General features: G+C 61.6%; 16 protein-coding genes. 6 read left to right on the top strand and 10 right to left on the bottom strand.

Annotated features, from left to right (window positions below; all coding sequences use genetic code 11):
* Positions 1-159 precede the first annotated feature (159 nt).
* Positions 160-420 carry a hypothetical protein gene (locus tag AB4K19_RS13405; protein ID WP_375228830.1) on the bottom strand — a complete coding sequence of 87 codons (261 nt, stop codon included), beginning with the start codon at positions 418-420 and terminating at the stop codon, positions 160-162.
* 125 nt (positions 421-545) lie between these two features.
* Entirely contained in the window at positions 546-2,819 is a 2,274-nt protein-coding gene (locus tag AB4K19_RS13400) for an NADP-dependent malic enzyme (protein ID WP_375228829.1), read from the bottom strand.
* Positions 2,820-3,006: 187 nt separating this feature from the next.
* Between AB4K19_RS13400 and AB4K19_RS13395 the strand changes: the two genes are divergently transcribed.
* From AB4K19_RS13395 to AB4K19_RS13370, 6 genes are all read left to right on the top strand, one after another.
* Positions 3,007-4,098, top strand: coding sequence for a cupin domain-containing protein (locus AB4K19_RS13395; protein WP_375228828.1), 1,092 nt, complete (start codon positions 3,007-3,009; stop codon positions 4,096-4,098).
* Between the two features lie 76 nt (positions 4,099-4,174).
* Entirely contained in the window at positions 4,175-4,564 is a 390-nt protein-coding gene (locus AB4K19_RS13390) for a cytidine deaminase (protein ID WP_375228827.1), read from the top strand.
* Position 4,565: 1 nt separating this feature from the next.
* Entirely contained in the window at positions 4,566-5,876 is a 1,311-nt protein-coding gene (locus AB4K19_RS13385; protein ID WP_436397950.1) for a thymidine phosphorylase, read from the top strand.
* Positions 5,876-7,069, top strand: coding sequence for a phosphopentomutase (locus AB4K19_RS13380; RefSeq protein WP_436397949.1), 1,194 nt, complete (start codon positions 5,876-5,878; stop codon positions 7,067-7,069). Before AB4K19_RS13385 ends, AB4K19_RS13380 begins: the two co-directional genes overlap by 1 nt.
* 85 nt (positions 7,070-7,154) lie before the next feature.
* Positions 7,155-7,787, top strand: a complete 633-nt coding sequence (gene upp / locus AB4K19_RS13375) for a uracil phosphoribosyltransferase (RefSeq protein ID WP_375228826.1) — start codon at positions 7,155-7,157, stop codon at positions 7,785-7,787.
* A gap of 86 nt (positions 7,788-7,873) precedes the next feature.
* The gene (locus tag AB4K19_RS13370) at positions 7,874-8,566 is read left to right on the top strand and encodes a hypothetical protein (RefSeq protein ID WP_375228825.1); all 693 of its coding nucleotides are present in this window, start codon (positions 7,874-7,876) and stop codon (positions 8,564-8,566) included.
* Positions 8,567-8,573: 7 nt separating this feature from the next.
* On the opposite strand, the gene AB4K19_RS13365 is transcribed toward AB4K19_RS13370, so the two are convergent.
* From AB4K19_RS13365 to AB4K19_RS13330, 8 genes are all read right to left on the bottom strand, one after another.
* A complete protein-coding gene (locus AB4K19_RS13365; protein ID WP_436397946.1) occupies positions 8,574-9,587 on the bottom strand; it encodes a hypothetical protein in 1,014 nt (337 codons plus the stop codon).
* An 80-nt stretch (positions 9,588-9,667) separates the two neighbouring features.
* Positions 9,668-11,296 carry an AMP-binding protein gene (locus AB4K19_RS13360; protein ID WP_375228824.1) on the bottom strand — a complete coding sequence of 543 codons (1,629 nt, stop codon included), beginning with the start codon at positions 11,294-11,296 and terminating at the stop codon, positions 9,668-9,670.
* Positions 11,297-11,481: 185 nt separating this feature from the next.
* Positions 11,482-13,680, bottom strand: coding sequence for a 3-hydroxyacyl-CoA dehydrogenase NAD-binding domain-containing protein (locus AB4K19_RS13355; RefSeq protein WP_436397944.1), 2,199 nt, complete (start codon positions 13,678-13,680; stop codon positions 11,482-11,484).
* Position 13,681: 1 nt separating this feature from the next.
* Entirely contained in the window at positions 13,682-14,620 is a 939-nt protein-coding gene (locus tag AB4K19_RS13350) for a hypothetical protein (RefSeq protein ID WP_375228823.1), read from the bottom strand.
* A gap of 9 nt (positions 14,621-14,629) precedes the next feature.
* Positions 14,630-15,841, bottom strand: a complete 1,212-nt coding sequence (locus AB4K19_RS13345; RefSeq protein ID WP_436397941.1) for an acetyl-CoA C-acetyltransferase — start codon at positions 15,839-15,841, stop codon at positions 14,630-14,632.
* Between the two features lie 36 nt (positions 15,842-15,877).
* Entirely contained in the window at positions 15,878-16,516 is a 639-nt protein-coding gene (locus tag AB4K19_RS13340) for a glutathione S-transferase family protein (RefSeq protein WP_436397939.1), read from the bottom strand.
* A 30-nt stretch (positions 16,517-16,546) separates the two neighbouring features.
* A complete protein-coding gene (locus AB4K19_RS13335) occupies positions 16,547-17,695 on the bottom strand; it encodes an acyl-CoA dehydrogenase family protein (RefSeq protein ID WP_375228821.1) in 1,149 nt (382 codons plus the stop codon).
* Between the two features lie 25 nt (positions 17,696-17,720).
* Positions 17,721-17,933, bottom strand: a complete 213-nt coding sequence (locus AB4K19_RS13330; protein WP_375228820.1) for a hypothetical protein — start codon at positions 17,931-17,933, stop codon at positions 17,721-17,723.
* Between the last annotated feature and the right edge of the window lie 39 nt (positions 17,934-17,972).

The raw sequence follows: 17,972 nt of genomic DNA, 5'->3' as shown, positions 1-17,972 counted from the left end.
CCTGATAGGTTTGCTTGTAATTCACGCTGTGCCTCCCCCGGTCGCTTCTGGCGCTATGGTTACGCCCTTGGACAGGGGAAGAGCAAGTCCTGCGTCAGTTGGTCACAACTCAGATGCCCGCCAGGCGGGGTGCGCATATTCCGGCAGGGGCAGAGCCGCTCAGAAGTTGATACTGCGGTCCTGTTTCGCAAGGCGCACGACGGCCTCACAGCTGCCCGGGCTCGCTGGCAAACACTGGCGCCACATGCCGCGGACGCGCACGCTGCTGGTATCGAAGGTTCGGTTGCCATTTGTGATGGTCTGCGTGCGCAGCGGGTAAACTTCGCCGTCCACGGTAAAGGTGGACAGTCGTTCATTGCTCACGGATGCACAGGCGGCGATTGCCGAAAAACTCAGGATGAGAAAAATTCTCACAAACATTGGATAAACTCCTTACCAGTTACCTATGTAACCGGAGATAGAGAGTATGTCTCCTCCGACAACCCCATCACGGGTCACACTTCGTGCACCGGCCCGTGACCGGCGCGGTGATGCCGCCGTCAGGATCAGCCGTAAACGTCTACCGGCGTTCCCGCGATCGCCGATACGTTCAGCAACCCGCGCGCGGTGATCGACTGGGATACGATGTGCGCCTTGTTGCCCATGCCCATGAGAATGGGGCCGACCTCGAGGCCGCCGCCTTTCATTTTGAGGATGTTGCGCACGCCCGAGGCGGCATCTGCATGGGCGAAGACCAGCACATTTGCCGCCCCTTCCATGCGGTTGCCCGGCAGGATGCGCGCGCGCAGTTCCGGATCGAGCGCGGTGTCGATGTTCATCTCGCCTTCGTAGCAGAAATCGTGCCCGCCCGCGTCGAGCAGGCCGATGGCGGCGCGCAGACGCCCGCCTGTGCCCTCGCCTTTATTGCCGAACTGAGACTGTGAACAGAAAGCGATGCGCGGCTCGATCCCGAAGCGGCGGACGTGCCGCGCCGCACCAATGGCGATTTCCGCGATCTGCTGCGGGTCAGGGTGCAGGTGTACCTGGGTGTCCGCCACAAAGAGCGGGCCGTCCTCGAGGATCATCATGGACAGCGCGCCCACCGGATGCAGGCCGTCTTTGCCCAGCACCTGGTTGATGTAATTCAGGTGCCACCCGAATTCGCCGAAGGTGCCGCAGATCAGGCTGTCGGCCTCTTCGCGGTGCACCATAACAGCGGCAATCGCAGTGGTGTTGGTGCGCATGATCGCCCGGGCCAGATCAGGTGTGATGCCGCGGCGGGCCATCAAATGGTGATAGGTTTCCCAGTAGTCGCGGTAGCGCGGGTCGTTTTCCGGGTTCACCAGATCAACATGCTCGCCAAGCTCGATTGTCAGGCCCGCGCGTTCAATCCGGGCCTGGATCACGTCCGGCCGGCCGATCAGGATGGGCCGTTCCACCGTTTCCTCAAGCACAGCCTGGGCCGCGCGCAGTACACGTTCGTCCTCTCCTTCGGCAAAAACGATGCGGCGTGTGGCGCCCCGGGCAGAGGCAAAAACGGGCCGCATAAAAAGCGCTGATTTGAAGACGGAACCGTCGAGTTTCTGGCGGTAAGCGTCCAGATCTTCGATCGGCCGGGTGGCAACGCCGGTTTCCATCGCGGCGCGGGCCACGGCCGAGGACACAACGCCCACAAGGCGGGGATCAAAGGGTTTGGGGATCAGATATTCCGCGCCAAAGGTCAGCTGTTCCCCCTGGTAGGCAGCGGCGGCCTCGGCAGAGGTGGTGGCGCGGGCCAGTTCCGCGATCCCGTCGATGCAGGCCAGCTGCATCTCGTCATTGATCGTCGTCGCGCCCACGTCCAGCGCGCCCCGGAAGATGAAGGGAAAGCACAGGACGTTGTTGACCTGGTTGGGGAAATCCGAGCGGCCGGTTGCGATAATCGCATCGGGTGCAACCTCGCGCGCCAGTTCCGGCAGGATTTCGGGTGTCGGATTGGCGAGCGCAAAGATGATCGGCCGGTCCGCCATCTTTTTCACCATGTCCTGGCTGAGCACACCCGGGCCGGACAGCCCCAGAAAGAGGTCGGCGCCGGGGATCACGTCATCCAGCGTGCGCAGGTCGGATTTCTGTGCGAATTCGGATTTGATGGGGTTCATGTCGACCTCGCGGCCTTCATAAACGAGGCCGTTGATGTCGCAGAGCCAGACGTTTTCGCGTTTCACGCCCATTTTGAGCAGCATGTTGAGGCAGGCGATGCCCGCAGCACCGCCTCCGGTGGAGACGATTTTGATGTCTTCGAACTTTTTGCCGGCCACATGCAGCGCGTTTTTGGCCGCAGCACCAACGACAATGGCGGTGCCGTGCTGGTCGTCGTGGAAGACGGGAATGTTCATGCGTTCGCGGCAGATCCGCTCGACCGTGAAGCAATCGGGCGCTTTGATATCCTCCAGGTTGACCGCGCCGAAGGTGGGTTCGAGCGCGCAGACGATATCGGCCAGTTTCTCCGGGTCGGTCTCATCCACCTCAACGTCAAAACAGTCGATGGCGGCGAATTTCTTGAAGAGGACGGCTTTGCCCTCCATCACGGGTTTGGAGGCAAGTGCTCCGATGTTGCCAAGGCCCAGTACGGCAGTGCCGTTGGAGACGACAGCAACCAGATTGCCCCGCGCGGTAAAGCGCGCCGCGGCTGCGGGGTCTTCGCGGATTTCGAGGCAGGCTTCGGCCACGCCGGGCGAATAGGCGCGAGCCAGATCACGTCCGTTGGCCAGCGGTTTGGTCGCGCGGATTTCCAGTTTTCCGGGCTTTGGAAATTCGTGATAGTCCAGCGCCGCCTGACGCAGATTTTTGGGTTCGCTCATGATCCGGGTGCCTCCTGCCGGGAATAGTTTAGCATTAAACCACTTGTTCTGCCGGGCCAAGGCGGTAATTGGCTGAGGGGCGCTGCCCCTCACACTCCCCGGGATATTTGAGGGCCAGAAGAAGACCCGCCGGTCTTGTCAAACCGGCGGTCAGCACGCAGTCTGCGCGCAGAATTGTGAGGTGCGGATGACAGAGATCAGAGCAGAGGTGCGCCTGCCGACGCAGGAGCTGCGCGCGGATATTCCATTTTTTACCAAAGTGCTCGGCATGCGGATGGACATGATTTACCCCGCAGATGATCCGTCTGTTGCGGTTTTTTCGGGGCATGGTCTGCGGGTCAGGGTGGAAAAAGGAGCCGCGGAGGCGCCCGGGACGCTGCGCATTCTGACGGACGATCCGGACGGCTTTGCAGATGGGGCGCGGACCCTGACGGCCCCCAACGGTACACGGGTTGAGATCGCCCCGCTGCAGGAGCCGCTGGTGATGCCCGAGACGGTGCACTCCTTTGTGGTGCGGCGTCTGGCGGATCAGGCGCCCTGGATCATCGGGCGGGCCGGCATGCATTACCGCGATCTGATCCCCGACCGGCTGGGCGGATCCATCATTGCCAGTCACATCCGCATTCCGGACGGCGGCCCGGTGCCGGATATGGTGCATTACCACACGGTCGGGTTTCAGCTGATTTTCTGTTACCGGGGATGGGTTGATCTGGTGTACGAGGATCAGGGCGAGCCGTTCCGGCTGCATGCGGGAAACTGTGTGATCCAGCCGCCGGAAATCCGCCATCGGGTTCTTTTTGCCTCTGACAATATCGAGGTGATCGAGATCGGTGTGCCTGCTGAGCATGTGACAACCATCGATCACGAGATGGAACTGCCCAATGGTCCGGCCAGGCCGGATCGCGTTTTTCAGGGGCAGCGTTTTGTGCATCACAAGGCGGAGGAGGCAGACTGGGCACCGTTCCGCATCCCCGGTTTTCAGAGCCGCGATACAACCATTGCACAGCACACCGGTAATGTGGCGGGCGTTCATGTGGTCCGGCCCGGAGACGGTGGTGCCGCGGTGACCCGTCACAACAGTGATATCCTGTTCACATTTGTCATGGAAGGGCGCATGACGCTGACGGCAGAGGGGCGGGCAGCGCATGATCTGGACGCGGGCGATGCCTTTGTGATTCCGCCGGATATGGCCGTGGGATATGAGAATGTTTCCGGTGATCTTGAGTTGCTGGAGGTTTCCCTGCCGGGTGTTTTTGAAACGACGGTGCAATCGTCGTAAAAACGGTGATGTGCTCTTGCAAACTGCCTTGCGCAGCGACAGGCTGTTGGTTCGGTGCAGTTGAGAAAGCGATGTGATGAGTCTGCAGAAAGCGGCAACAGAAGTGCGTGAAAACGCCTATGCGCCCTATTCGGGTTTTCAGGTCGGGGCGGCTGTGCGCGGTGCGTCGGGCGCCATTTATGCGGGCTGTAACGTGGAAAACGTGGCCTATCCGGAGGGCACCTGTGCCGAGGCGGGGGCGATTGCGGCGATGGTGGCGGCGGGCGAGACGCGCCTGACCGGTGTGTATGTGATCGCGGGGTCGCCGATGCCTGTGACCCCCTGTGGTGGCTGTCGCCAGAAGCTGGCGGAATTCGGGGCGCCGGATGTGGTTGTGACCATGGCAACGACCGGTGGTGTGGAGCAGGAAACAACCATTGGCGATCTTTTGCCGGGGGTGTTCAGCGCCAGCCATTTGGACGGGTGACGTGACAGACGCGCGCAGCATTCTGGGCCGTTTGCGGCATGGCGCGGCCCCGGGCGCGGAGGAGCTGGCGTGGATGGCGCGGGGGCTGGCTGATGGTACGGTCAGTGACGCCCAGGCCGGTGCGTTTGCGATGGGCATCTGTGCGCATGGCCTGGATGAGGCGGGCCGGGTGGCCCTGACGCTGGCGATGCGTGACAGCGGTAAAGTGCTGGGCTGGAACCTTGGCGGGCCGGTGCTCGACAAACATTCCACGGGTGGCGTGGGGGATTGCGTCTCGCTGCTGCTGGCCCCTGCGCTTGCCGCCTGCGGGGTCTGGGTGCCGATGATATCGGGCCGGGGGCTGGGGCATACGGGCGGCACGCTTGACAAGCTGGAGGCCATTCCGGGTCTGATCACTCAGCATGACGAGAGCAGGTTCCGCCAGATCGTGCACGAAGCCGGATGTGCGATCGTGGGGGCCAGTGCGGATATCGCGCCGGCGGACAAACGTCTTTATGCGGTGCGTGATGTGACTTCGACCGTGGACAGTCTTGATCTGATCACGGCCTCTATTCTGTCAAAGAAACTGGCCGGTGGGCTGGATGGGCTGGTGCTGGATGTCAAAACCGGCAGCGGTGCTTTTATGAAAGATGCAGACACTGCCCGCGCGCTGGCCCGCGCGCTTGTTGACACGGCAAACGCAGCAGGTTGCCCGACCACGGCGGTGATCAGTGATATGAGCCAGCCGCTGGCACCGGCCCTCGGGAATGCGCTGGAGGTGGCGGAGGTTGTGCGTGTGCTGAACGGTGAGATCCGTGGCCCGCTGGTGGAGATATCCGCAGCGCTGGGCGGTGTATTGCTGGCCAACGCGGGCCTGGCGGAGGATGTCCAGGCCGGTGCTGATGCGATTGATGACGCAATCCGTGATGGACGCGCTGCCGAGCGGTTCGGGCGTATGGTGGCTGCGATGGGCGGGCCTGTGCGGTTTCTGGAAAACAGCGGCCGGTTTCTGCCGGAGGCTAATGTGATCCGCGAGATCACGGCGCGCGAGAGCGGCTGGGTCGGTGCCATCGACGGAGAAGCGCTGGGCATGGCGGTTGTGTCACTGGGCGGGGGGCGCCGTGTGGAAAGCGACCGCGTTGATCCGGCGGTTGGTCTTGCCGGAGTTGTCCGTCTGGGCGAGCACGTCACCCGGGGACAGCCGCTGGCAGTGGTGCATGCGGCGCGCTCTGAGGCTGCTGATGCCGCAGCTGCCGTGGTACGGAATGCGATCACACTGCAGGACAGTGCGCCAGTGGATCTTCCGGATCTGATCCTGGAAAGGATAGACTGATGCCCCGTGCGTTTCTGGTTGTGATGGATTCGGTCGGGATCGGTGGCGCGCCCGATGCGGACCTGTTTTTCAACGGGAATGTCCCCGATACCGGGTCAAATACCGTCGGTCATATCGCCGAGGCCTGTGCGCGCGGCGAGGCAAAAGAGGGCCGGCAGGGGCCGCTGATGCTGCCCAATCTGGACAACCTCGGTCTTGGCCGGGCGGTTCATCTGGCCTGTGGGGTGGCGGCCCCGGGGCTGGGCCGTGAGCCGTCTGGGCTCTGGGGCGCGGCGACGGAACTGTCACGGGGCAAGGACACACCATCGGGACACTGGGAGCTCGCAGGATTGCCGGTGCCGTGGGACTGGCATTATTTCCCGGATGAGACGCCGGCATTTCCGGAGGAGATCGGGGCGCGTGTCTGTGCGATATCCGGTGCAAACGGCATTCTGGGCAACTGTCACGCGTCGGGCACAGAGATCATCGCGCAATACGGCGCAGAGCATGTGCGGACAGGCCAGCCCATTTGTTATACCTCAGCAGACTCGGTGTTTCAGATCGCGGCGCATGAGGAACACTTTGGCCTCAAGGCGCTGCTGCATCTGTGTTCGGAACTCGCTCCGGATCTGCACGCGATGAAGGTGGGGCGGGTCATTGCGCGGCCTTTCACAGGCGACGCGGAAACGGGCTTCGCGCGCACGCCCAACCGCCGCGATTATGCGATCCGGCCGCCGAAGAAACTGCTGACCAATTGGGTTCAGGACGCAGGCGGGCATGTCAGCGCCATTGGCAAGATCGGTGATATTTTTTCAATGACCGGCATTGATGACGTCAGAAAAGGCACGGATTCCGAGCTGATGCGGTACCTGAAGGATGCCGTGCGCACAGCCACTGACGGCAGCCTGACCTTTGCCAATTTCGTCGAATTTGACAGCCTGTACGGCCACCGGCGTGATGTATCGGGCTATGCCCGGGCGCTTGAATGGTTCGATACCGAGATCGGTGATGTGATTGCCGCACTGCGCCCGGGCGACCTGCTGGTGCTGACGGCGGATCACGGCAACGATCCGACCTGGAAGGGCACGGATCACACGCGCGAACGGGTTCCGGTTCTGGTCGCGGGCAAGGGCGGTGGTACGCTGGGGCAGATCGGCTTTACTGACGTGGCCGGACTTGTTGCGCATCATCTGGGGATCGATGCGCCAGTCTGAGGCAGGCGTCTGAAACCGCCCGGTGGAGCCTTGCGGGCGCGTGTGGATCGGGGCTAAACGGAATGAAACCTGCAAGGAAGAAATCATGTCTGAACATCTGACCGTCGTTGATCACCCGCTCGTGCAGCACAAACTGACCATCATGCGGGATCAGAAAACCCCGACGGCCGTGTTCCGGCAGCTGCTGCGCGAGATCAGCCAGTTGCTGGCCTATGAGGTGACGCGCGGTCTGCCGATGACCACAAAGCAGATTGAGACGCCGATGCAGACGATGGATGCGCCGACGCTCGACGGCAAGAAGCTTGCGCTGATTTCGATCCTGCGGGCCGGAAACGGGTTGCTGGACGGGGTTCTGGAGCTGATCCCTTCGGCGCGCGTGGGTTTCGTGGGGCTGTACCGTGACGAGGAAACGCTCAGACCCGTGCAGTATTATTTCAAGGTGCCCGAAGCTCTGGAAGATCGTCTGGTGATTGCGGTTGATCCGATGCTGGCCACGGGTAATTCGTCGGTGGCGGCGATTGATCTGCTGAAAGAAGCCGGTGCGACGAACATCCGGTTCCTCTGTCTGCTTGCCGCACCGGAGGGAATCGCCCGCATGAAAGAAGCCCATCCGGACGTACCGATTGTCACAGCTGCGGTTGACGAGCGCCTGAACGACATCGGATACATCGTGCCGGGCCTCGGCGATGCTGGCGACCGGATGTTTGGCACAAAATAATCCGCCTGCAGCCCCGCCAGGGCCGCTGCGGCGCTTGCCTTGGCGCGGTGGCTGAGGCATCGTCTCCATATCTTGTGGGGGCAATGATGATACTTACCAGAACTATTGCGGTTGTTGCGCTGGCTGCCGGCATGATGACCACGGTCGGCACCGTTTCGGCTCAGGACAGCCTGCGTCCGAGCGAGTTTCCTCCGGTGACATTCCGAGGCAAACAATATGTCGACAGTGCGGGGTGTGTCTTTACCCGCGTCGGCGTAGATGACGCTGTCCGCTGGGCACCGCGGGTTGACCGCAACCGCCAGCAGATCTGTGGCCGTGCACCTACGTTCGATACCCCGGCGCAACCCGGAAAGACGGCTCCGGTGCCGGTTCCTGCGGCGGGCGGGACAACCATCGCAGCCGCACCAGAGCCCGCGGCAGAGACTGTTGTGGCCGCGGCAACGCCCGCCGCAACCCCCCAGAAACCGCGCCGGAAAAAAACATCGTCCGCGCGCCGGGCACAGGTTCAGGGCACGCCCGCGCTTCAGAGCGTGGCCGGAATTGTCGTGACACCGGAGACGGCGCAGGCGCTCGGGATCAGCGGATCAGCACGTGTTCTGCCAAAGCATGTTTTCGAGGAACGCCGCGATTTCAAACCGGTGCGCGTGCCCAAAGGGTACCGCAAGGCGTGGAACGACGGGCGCATGAACCCGCGCCGGGCCGAACAGACGCTGGTGGGTCACGCGAAGATGCAGGAAACCTGGACGCTCACAACGCCCATGGTTGAACCCGACCGCTGAGCGGCCGTCAGCCGCCGCAGATCCCCTGCAGGCGGAGCCAGTCTGCATCGCTGAGAAGTTCGGAAGGCTCTTTGCCGGACATCGGATCACCCTCGATCAGCGGCAGAACAGTTTCCCCGGTGATATCGCGCGCATAGGCATAGGGCGTGCTGCGCACAGAGGCCGTGGCAAAGACATCCAGCAGTCCGCTCATCGCCGGTTGCGCCCGGGTTCCGGTCAGCAGGTGTTCGGCGTAGCGGTCCAGCGTGTCGCCTTCGAGCCGTCCGGTGGTGAGCAGCCGGAAACCGGACCAGGTGCCGGTGACATCCAGCAGATCGCGCAGCGGATCAGACTGCCGGGCCATGGTGTGTTCTGCCAGGGCAAATCCGGCCACCACATCCGGTTCCTCATAGTCTTCGACCAGGGCACGGTCCATGACGATCCGGCCACCGGGCAGATGCAGGCTGGTGCCGATGATCCCGGGCACCATGCTGATCGGTCCCGTGCCCAGCCGTGCGCGCAGGTCGCGCAGCGCGCGGGTGCCTGCGGGATCAGAACAGGCGGGCCCGGTCATACGTTCGATGCGCACCATCAGCGCATCACCGATTTCGGCGCGTTTGACCTGGGGGACGACCGAGACAGTGTGGCTGATCAGGGCGCCGGGCAGCCAGAAGAGTGCCAGGGCCGCAACGAGTGCCAGCGACAGCAGCATCCCAAGCCAGCGCAGGCGACCGGGACGCGGGCGTGTCCGTTCTACGGCGCGGCGGAGTTTTTCGATGGCGTCAATCATCTGCGCCTCAGAGACGTCCAGTTCCAGCGTTTCGCCGGTGTCGCCGTCCGGGTGGAAGATGGCGGGGCGCTGGCCCGGGTTGGCCCTGCGGATCGCAGCCAGGGACCAGTGCGTGATCGGCTGGTCACGCATGTCTGAGATGGTCAGCGTGGCTTCTCCGACGGAAATAACGACCTCGCGGCGCTGGTCCTGCGGCGACGCGCGCCACAACCCACTCGCTTCGAGCCTTGCGTATTTCGTCAGAGCCGTCATTGCGGTGATGTCTGCCCGTTCCCTCTCGCGGGCAGTCTAACACCGGCAGGCTCCGGACGGAACGGCAATGGCGGGCCGCGTCAGAGAGTTTTGGCCAGTTTGCGCAGTTCGAACTTCTGAATTTTGCCGGTCGATGTCTTGGGCAGTTCCCTGAACTCGACATGTTTCGGGGCTTTGAAGCCGGCAAGTGTCTGGCGCGAAAAGGCAATCAGTGCAGCCGCGTCTCCGGTGGCGCCCGGTTTCAGCTCGACAAAGGCACAGGGCACTTCGCCCCACTTTTCATCCGGTTTGGCCACCACTGCGGCGAGCAGGACATCGTCGTGCTCCATCAGCACACCCTCAACCTCGACCGAGGAGATGTTTTCGCCGCCCGAAATGATGATGTCTTTGGCCCGGTCCGCGATCTGCAGATAGCCGTCCGCGTGCTGGACAGCGATATCACCCGAATGAAAGTACCCGCCCTCAAAGCTTTCGCGGGTGGCTTCGGGGTTCTTGTAATACCCTTTCATTACCGCGTTCCCACGGATCATGATCTCGCCTTGGGCTTCGCCGTCCATGGGAATCTGCTGCATATCCGCATCCAGCGCCGTGATGTGTTCCATCATGGGGAAGGCCACACCCTGCCGCGCCTTGACAGCGGCGCGCTCCGGCTTGTCCAGATCATCCCAGTCAGCACCGCGCCAGAGGCATTCGGTCACGTGCCCGTAGGTCTCGGTCAGCCCGTAGACCTGGGTCACATTGAACCCCAGCGCCTCAATCTTGGCGAGGGTCGCCGGAGCAGGGGGCGCGCCAGCCGTAAAGACCTCGACAAGGTGATCAAAATCCCGGCGCTCTGTCTCAGAAGCGTTCACGATCATATTCAGCACGATGGGCGCGCCACCGAAATGCGTGACGCCTTCGTCGGCGATGGCGTCATAGATATTGCCTGCAGTGATATCGCGGCAGCACACGATGGTCCCGCCCAGCACCGGCATCATCCATGTGTGGTTCCAGCCGTTGCAGTGAAAGAGCGGCACGATGGTCAGGTAGACCGGGTTCAGTGCCATGCGCCAGCTGATCACCGTGCCCATGGTCATCAGGTAGGCCCCCCGGTGATGATGGACCACGCCCTTGGGGCGCCCGGTTGTTCCGGAGGTGTAGCTGAGCGCGATGCTTTCCCATTCGTCTTCGGGCATGATCCAGTCAAAACCGGGATCGCCCTCGGACAGCAGCGTTTCATATTGCAAATGGCGGCCGGTGGCGAGGAAGCCGGCGGCGGGGTCGGGCACTTCGATGAGGGTCGGTCCGGGGCCGTCCATTTCAGCGACAGCAGCCTCTGCGAGCTCAATGAACTGGGTGTCGACCAGCGCCAGACGCGCCTCTCCGTGCGCGAAGATGTAGCTGACAGTATCAACATCCAGACGGGTGTTGATGGTGTTCAGTACGGCACCGCAGGCGGGCACACCAAAGTGCGCTTCGGCCTGAGCCGGAATATTCGGCAGGATCGTGGCAACGACGTCGCCGGATCCGATACCACGGGCAGACAGGCCCGAGGCCAGCCTGCTGCAACGGCCGTAGTATTCGGAATAGGTGACCCGGTGCGTTCCATAGATGACGGCAGGATGATCCGCAAAAACCTGTGAGGCCCGGCGCAGGTGCGACAGAGGCGTCAGCGCCACATGGTTTGCGGCGCATTTGTCCAGCCCCGTCTCGTCTCTCATCCAGCCCATTGTCTCTCTCCCCAGCCGATATGATCGCAGGCAGGTTCTGCCGCAGCGGTCACGATATTGTTTTTGTGGGGATTGAAAAGCCCGCGTGTTGCATTTCGGAGCCGTTGTCAGACCGGACAGGCCGGAAAATGCAAAAGGGGGCCACGATGGCCCCCTTTCTTTGTCAGAAACAGATTTGCAGCGGATCAGGCCGCGGCGGCCTGTGCCCCGAAGCGTCCGTAGAAGCTCTGGTTCTTTGACGCCATCTCGCGCAGCAGATCAGGGCAGGAGAAACGCGGGCCGAAAGCCTCCGACAGCTGATCACAGCGCTCGGCGGCATAGGAAGCGCCCAGCATGTCCAGCCAGCTGAGCGGGCCACCGGACCACGGGGCAAAACCCCAGCCCAGGATCGCGCCCACGTCACCCTCGCGGATGTCCATCAGCACGCCTTCTTCCAGCGCGCGTACGGCCTCCAGCGTCTGCGCAAACAACAGACGGTGCTGCACGTCGATCAGGTCAGGCTGATCGTCACGCGGGGTATACCGGTCGCGCAGACCTTTCCAGATACCCTGACGTTTGCCCTTTTCGTCGTAAGCATAAAACCCGGCGTTGGCTTTGCGCCCCAGACGGCCCGTCTCTTCCATCCAGAAGATCACCTCGTCGGCGAAGCCGTCATAGGCGTCGCCCATGCCCGCTTTGGTCGCACGGGCGATTTTGGCGCCGAGATCAATCGAGGTTTCGTCTGTGAGCTGCAGCGGTCCCAGGGGCATGCCCACCAGCTTGGCCGCGTTTTCAATTAGGGCTGGCTCGACACCTTCCTTGAGCATCCGCACGCCTTCGTTGACGTAAGGCAGGATGCAGCGGTTGGCATAGAAGAACCGCGCGTCATTGACCACGATCGGGGTTTTGCGGATCTGGCGCACATAATCCAGCGCCTTGGCCACAGCCCTGTCACCGGTGCCTTTGCCCTTGATGATTTCCACCAGCAGCATCTTTTCGACGGGCGAGAAGAAGTGGATGCCGATGAACTGTTCCGGGCGGCTTGATGCTTTGGCGAGACCGGTGATCGGCAGAGTGGAGGTGTTGGAGGCAAAGATGCAGTCTTCGGGGATCACCGCCTCGACCTTCTGTGTCATTTCCGCCTTGACTTTCGGGTCCTCAAAGACCGCTTCGATGATCAGATCGCAGTCTTTCAGCGCATCCAGATCGGTGGTGGCTGTGATCAGCGAGAGCAGCTGTTCCTTCTTTTCGGGCGTTGTTTTTTTCCGCGCAATGCCCTTATCGGCGAATGTCGCGGTGTAGTCCTTGCCGCGGTCTGCCGCTTCCTGGGTCTGGTCGATCAGCACGACCTCGATGCCGGCCTGCGCGGAGACCAGGGTGATGCCTGCTCCCATCATACCGGCGCCCAGAACGCCCAGCTTTTTCACGCGCTGATCCGCGACATCTGCCGGACGCACTGCGCCTTTTTCCAGCGCTTCCTTGTTGACAAAGAGCGAGCGGATCATGTTGGACGACGACGGGTTCATCAGTACGTTGGTGAACCAGCGCGCCTCAACTTTCAGGGCGGTGTCGAAAGGCACAAGTGCCCCTTCGTAGACCGCCGAGAGCAGCGCTTTGGCCGCCGGGTAGACACCTTGCGTCTTGCCGTTGACCATGGCCGAGGCACCCACGAAAGTCATGAAACCCGCGGGATGATAAGGCGCGCCGCCGGGCATTTTGTATCCCTTTGCGTCCCAGGGCTTTACCAGGTCCGCGTCTTTGGCATTGAGCACCCAGTCACGCGCGGCCGCCATCGGATCATCGCTGACTTCATCAATCAGGCCCGCGCCCTTTGCTTTGGCCGGGTCCACCAGCTTGCCTTCGAGCAGGAAGGGTGAGGCCGCCATGGCCCCCATTTTGCGCGTCAGGCGGGTGGTGCCACCTGCGCCGGGGAAAATGCCGACCATGATCTCGGGCAGGCCGATTTTGGCCTTTGGATTGGTGGCGGCAAAAATGCGGTGCGTGGAGAGCGGAATTTCCAGACCAATGCCCAGAGCCGTGCCGGGCAGGACGGTCGCAATGGGCTTGCCGCCCTTGAGCGTTTTGGGGTCCATGCCCGCCAGTTCGATTTTACGCATGATGCGGTGGGCGTTCATGATGCCGTCGAAGAGACCTTTGGCCGGGTTGTCGCCCGCCATTTCCTTCATCCGCGCGATCACGTTGAGGTCCATACCGCCGGCAAAACTGTCCGGCTTGCCGGAGGTGATGATAATGCCTTTGACCGCGTCGTCGCCGAGGCCTTCGTCGATCAGTGCTTCCAGATCGTCCCAGGCCTCAAGTGTCATCACGTTCATGGACTTCTGTTTCACATCCCACGTGATGGTGGCGATGCCTTCTGCATCGGTGTTCATTGTGAAATCTGTCATGTTACCTATTCCCTCTTTTCGGGCTGTCTTTTGCTATGTCGATGATGTCGGCAGACGGCAGGCCGCCGTGATCCAGATGGTCCTGGGTGGTCCAGTTCAGGTGTCCCATGGCCTGCATGATCTTGGTGATGTACCAGAAGCCGCCCTCGCGGCGGAACGTCATTGCGCCGGTCCACGGCGGCACCACATAACGCGCTCCGCTGATCACGTGGGCGCGGTAAGTCGCCAGCATCAGGTTGTCGTCGAGTTTTTCGGCTGTCCGGATCGCACGGGTGATGTCCGTGACGCCGTGAATTTTGAACTCTTTGCGATAGATCGCAAAATCGTCCTTCAGGGTCTGCATATCTTCGATGATCTGCTGGCCATAGCGCGTTTCAACGACGAGGGGCAGCATGTAGCTGTCTTTCCATTCGTCGAAATCGCCGTGCAGCAGGGTGCTGTCCGCCTTGTCGAGCATGGTCTGCACGACGCGGCGCAGGCGCTGCTCTTCGGTTGTGTCCTCGCGCTGAAACTGCGTGAAGTCACTGTGCGGCAGCAGCTGCCGGTCTTCGGCGCTGATGGTGCTCACATCCTTTGAAATCCGCCAGCGGCCGTTGTCCTGCAGATGCAGTACCCATTTGACCGTATACTCCGGCAGCGCCATACCGTCTGCCGTATACATGACCGTGTCATGATAGCCGGTGATCGTGTCCGGTTCCGACTGATAGGCAAAGCGGCAGATCTGGTCCATGCGCACAACGTTTTTGCGCCGCAGGGCACCGACAAAATCGGCAAACCCAACCGCGACGTCACGCTCGTTTTCGTGCACCAGCGTGCCTTCGGCGGTTGTCATCTGAAACGGTATCGCCATGATCGAGGACCACAGGCGATAGTCGTTGTCGAAAACCGCCTTTGAGAGCCGGTCGAGTACAGACTGATATATGGCTTTGGCAGATTGCATGATCCGGTATCAGACCCGTTCGATGATGGTGGCGGCACCCATACCGGACGCGATGCAGAGCGTCGCAAGCCCGGTTTCCTTGTCCGCGCGTTCCATTTCATCAAGCAGCGTGCCGATGATCATTGCGCCCGTGGCACCCAGCGGGTGACCCATGGCGATGGAGCCACCATTCACATTGACCCGGTCGTGATCCACATCGAATGCCTGCATGAACCGAAGGACAACGGATGCAAAGGCTTCGTTGACCTCAAAGAGGTCGATGTCTTTGATATCCATGCCATTATCAGCAAGGATCTTTTGCGTCACGGGCACAGGGCCGGTCAGCATGATGGTCGGATCGGTACCAATTTTCGCCGTTGCGCGGATACGGGCGCGGGGTTTCAACCCATGCTTTTCGCCAAATTCCTTTGAGCCGATCAGCAGCGCCGCCGCGCCGTCCACAATGCCGCTGGAGTTGCCGGCGTGGTGGATGTGGTTGATTTTTTCCAGGTGCGGATATTTCATCAGCGCGACCTTATCAAAACCGGGCATGACCTCGCCCATCGCCTGGAACGCAGGGTTCAGGCCACCGAGGCTCTGCATGTCGGTCTGCGGACGCATATATTCGTCGTGATCCAGGATCGGCAGGCCGTTCTGGTCGCGGATTTCGATCACGGATTTCGCGAAACGGCCGTCATCCCATGCGGCTTTGGCGCGACGCTGGGATTCCACCGCCAGCTGGTCCGCATCATCGCGGGTAAAGCCGTATTCGGTGGCGATGATGTCGGCGCTGATGCCCTGCGGTACGAAGTACTGTTCCATAGCTATGGAAGGGTCCACCGCAATGGCCGCACCGTCCGAGCCCATGGCCACGCGGCCCATCATCTCGACACCGCCGGCGATATAGCCGTCACCGGCACCGCCGCGGACCTGGTTTGCCGCCAGATTGACCGCTTCCATGCCAGAAGCGCAGAACCGGTTAATCGCCAGACCCGGGATGCGTTCATCAAGGTCAGAGGCCAGCACAGCAGAGCGCGCGAGGCAGCCGCCCTGTTCCATTACCTGGGTCACGTTGCCCCAGATCACGTCCTCGACCGCGTGCCCTTCGAGATTGTTGCGTTCTTTCACGGCGTTCAGCGTCTGCGCAGACAGGCGGAGGGCTGTCACCTCGTGCAGGCTGCCGTCTTTGCGGCCCTTGCCGCGCGGGGTGCGCAGCGCGTCATAGATATAGGCGTCGGTCATCTTATTCTCCTATGGGTGCTCTGTGCACCCGTCTTGTCAGGCCCGGTCCGCAGGGGAGCCAGGCATCAGGTCGTAAGGGGCTTTCCACCCCGGTGTCTCAGAAATACGGGTGAGCCAGGCATCAATGTTGGGCCAGTCGGCCCTGTCAAAGCCAAAGGGCTCAGGGTAATAAAGGTAGCCGCAGCAGCTGATGTCAGCGTTGGTGATCCCGTCGCCCACAATCCAGTCGCGTCCCTGCAGATGGTCGTTCAGCACTGCATAGGCCGCCTTCAGACGGCCCTGCTGGAAGGCAATCACCTCCTGCGGGCGTTTGTCTTCGGGCAGAAAATTCATCAGGAACCGTGTCATCCCTGCGCCGGAACTGAGCTTGTGATTGTCCCACAGCACCCAGCGCAGAATCTCGCGGCGTTCATGCGCGTCTTTGCCACCGAATTTTCCTGACTTCTCAGATACGTAATCCTGGATCACGCCCGACTGGCTGAGCCGGATATCGCCGTCCACCAGCACTGGCGCCTCGCCCATTTTGTTAACGTCCCGGCGGTATTCCGGTGTGCGGGTCTCGCCTGCAAAAAAGTCGACCTTGACCGCTTCCCAGTCGAGACCGGAAAGCTCCAGCGCCAGAGCCGCTTTGTATGCATTACCGCTTTCGCCAAAACAGTGAAGTTTGATTGTCATGTCAGACGCCCCTCCCAAGGCATTCCGGTGTCAGAGCGACCGTGAAATCAACTCTTTCATAATCTCATTGGTGCCACCGTAGATGCGTTGCACCCGCGCGTCTGCCCACATTTCCGCGACGGCGTATTCCTGCATAAAGCCGTAACCGCCATGCAGCTGAACACATTCATCCAGCACCTCACCCTGGGTGTCCGTCAGCCAGTATTTGGCCATGGCCGCCTTTTCGACAGTCAGTTCACCGCGCAGGTGCTCGGTCATGCATTCATCCAGAAACGCGCGGGCCACAGCGGTTTTGGTTTTGCATTCCGCCAGTTTGAACCGTGTGTTCTGGAACTGTGTCAGCGGGCCGCCAAAGGCCTCACGTTCCTTGCAGTAGGAAATAGTGCGTTCGACCGCACCTTCCATCGCGCCAACAGCACCACAGGCAATGATCAGACGCTCCTGCGGCAGCTGCTGCATCATCTGGTAAAAACCCTGGCCCTCGGCACCGCCAAGGATGTTTTCCGGCGGGATTTCCACCCCGTCAAAAAACAGCTCAGAGGTATCGGCCGCGTGCAGCCCCACTTTCTCCAGGTTGCGTCCGCGCTGGAACCCGTCGGCCCCGTCGGTTTCAACAACGACAAGCGAGACGCCCTTTGAGCCCTCAGACGGGTCCGTTTTGGCCGCGACAATGATCAGATTGGCGTGCTGGCCGTTGGTGATGAATGTCTTCTGGCCGGAGAGTTTGTACGCGTTCCCATCCCGGATCGCGCGGGTTTTGATGCTTTGCACATCTGATCCGGTGGAGGGTTCGGTCATGGCCAGAGCGCCCACCAACTCGCCGGAAGCCATTTTCGGCAGCCAGCGCTTTTTCTGGTCTTCGGTGCCATAGGCCAGCACGTAATGCGCGACGATCCCGGAGTGAATGCCGTGCCCCCAGCTTGCCAGATTGGCCCGGCTTGCTTCGATCAGAATGGCGGCCTCGTGGCCGAAATCACCACCGGCGCCGCCGTATGCCTCGGGAACGGACGGGCACAGCAGGCCCAGCTCCCCGGCCTCGGCCCAGGTGCTGCGATCCATTTCCCCCTGTTTGCGCCAGGTCTCAAACCGCGGCGCCCATTCATTGGTGATGAACTGAGCCGTCATGTCCGCGATCATGCGGTGTTCGTCGGTCATCCAGGCAGACGGGCTGGTGTTCATGGTGCTCCCCCCGGGGTCCGTCAGGTCAGCGCTTGCGCGCATCAAGTTCCGCATTGAAGAGCCGCAGCCGGTGGCCAAAAGTCTCTTCGTTGATCACGCTGTCGAAGTTTTCGAACAGAAAGGACAGCGCTTCACCCTCATCAAGACCGGCCTCGGATGCAAATCGTTTCAGCCGCCGGTACCCGTCCTCCGTCATGGCAACAGGAAATCGGCGTGTCAGGCGGAAACGTTTCGGCATCCGGGTCTCCCGGTTCAGGTGTGGTCAGAGGCGCGGGCA

Origin of the sequence: Roseobacter phycocola, from assembly GCF_042055075.2 — a bacterium.
In the GTDB taxonomy this organism is placed as follows: Bacteria; Pseudomonadota; Alphaproteobacteria; order Rhodobacterales; family Rhodobacteraceae; genus Roseobacter.
Note: the sequence above shows the minus strand (reverse complement) of the source record. Positions and strands in the feature narration are given on the sequence as shown.

Excerpts from the sequence above, each read along its gene's own strand:
- AB4K19_RS13405 (WP_375228830.1), bottom strand. The coding sequence starts at position 420 with ATGTTTGTGAGAATTTTTCTCATCCTGAGTTTTTCGGCAATCGCCGCC.
- AB4K19_RS13400 (WP_375228829.1), bottom strand. The coding sequence starts at position 2,819 with ATGAGCGAACCCAAAAATCTGCGTCAGGCGGCGCTGGACTATCACGAA.
- AB4K19_RS13395 (WP_375228828.1), top strand. The coding sequence starts at position 3,007 with ATGACAGAGATCAGAGCAGAGGTGCGCCTGCCGACGCAGGAGCTGCGC.
- AB4K19_RS13390 (WP_375228827.1), top strand. The coding sequence starts at position 4,175 with ATGAGTCTGCAGAAAGCGGCAACAGAAGTGCGTGAAAACGCCTATGCG.
- AB4K19_RS13380 (WP_436397949.1), top strand. The coding sequence starts at position 5,876 with ATGCCCCGTGCGTTTCTGGTTGTGATGGATTCGGTCGGGATCGGTGGC.
- upp (WP_375228826.1), top strand. The coding sequence starts at position 7,155 with ATGTCTGAACATCTGACCGTCGTTGATCACCCGCTCGTGCAGCACAAA.
- AB4K19_RS13370 (WP_375228825.1), top strand. The coding sequence starts at position 7,874 with ATGATACTTACCAGAACTATTGCGGTTGTTGCGCTGGCTGCCGGCATG.
- AB4K19_RS13365 (WP_436397946.1), bottom strand. The coding sequence starts at position 9,587 with ATGACGGCTCTGACGAAATACGCAAGGCTCGAAGCGAGTGGGTTGTGG.
- AB4K19_RS13360 (WP_375228824.1), bottom strand. The coding sequence starts at position 11,296 with ATGGGCTGGATGAGAGACGAGACGGGGCTGGACAAATGCGCCGCAAAC.
- AB4K19_RS13355 (WP_436397944.1), bottom strand. The coding sequence starts at position 13,680 with ATGACAGATTTCACAATGAACACCGATGCAGAAGGCATCGCCACCATC.
- AB4K19_RS13350 (WP_375228823.1), bottom strand. The coding sequence starts at position 14,620 with ATGCAATCTGCCAAAGCCATATATCAGTCTGTACTCGACCGGCTCTCA.
- AB4K19_RS13345 (WP_436397941.1), bottom strand. The coding sequence starts at position 15,841 with ATGACCGACGCCTATATCTATGACGCGCTGCGCACCCCGCGCGGCAAG.
- AB4K19_RS13340 (WP_436397939.1), bottom strand. The coding sequence starts at position 16,516 with ATGACAATCAAACTTCACTGTTTTGGCGAAAGCGGTAATGCATACAAA.
- AB4K19_RS13335 (WP_375228821.1), bottom strand. The coding sequence starts at position 17,695 with ATGAACACCAGCCCGTCTGCCTGGATGACCGACGAACACCGCATGATC.
- AB4K19_RS13330 (WP_375228820.1), bottom strand. The coding sequence starts at position 17,933 with ATGCCGAAACGTTTCCGCCTGACACGCCGATTTCCTGTTGCCATGACG.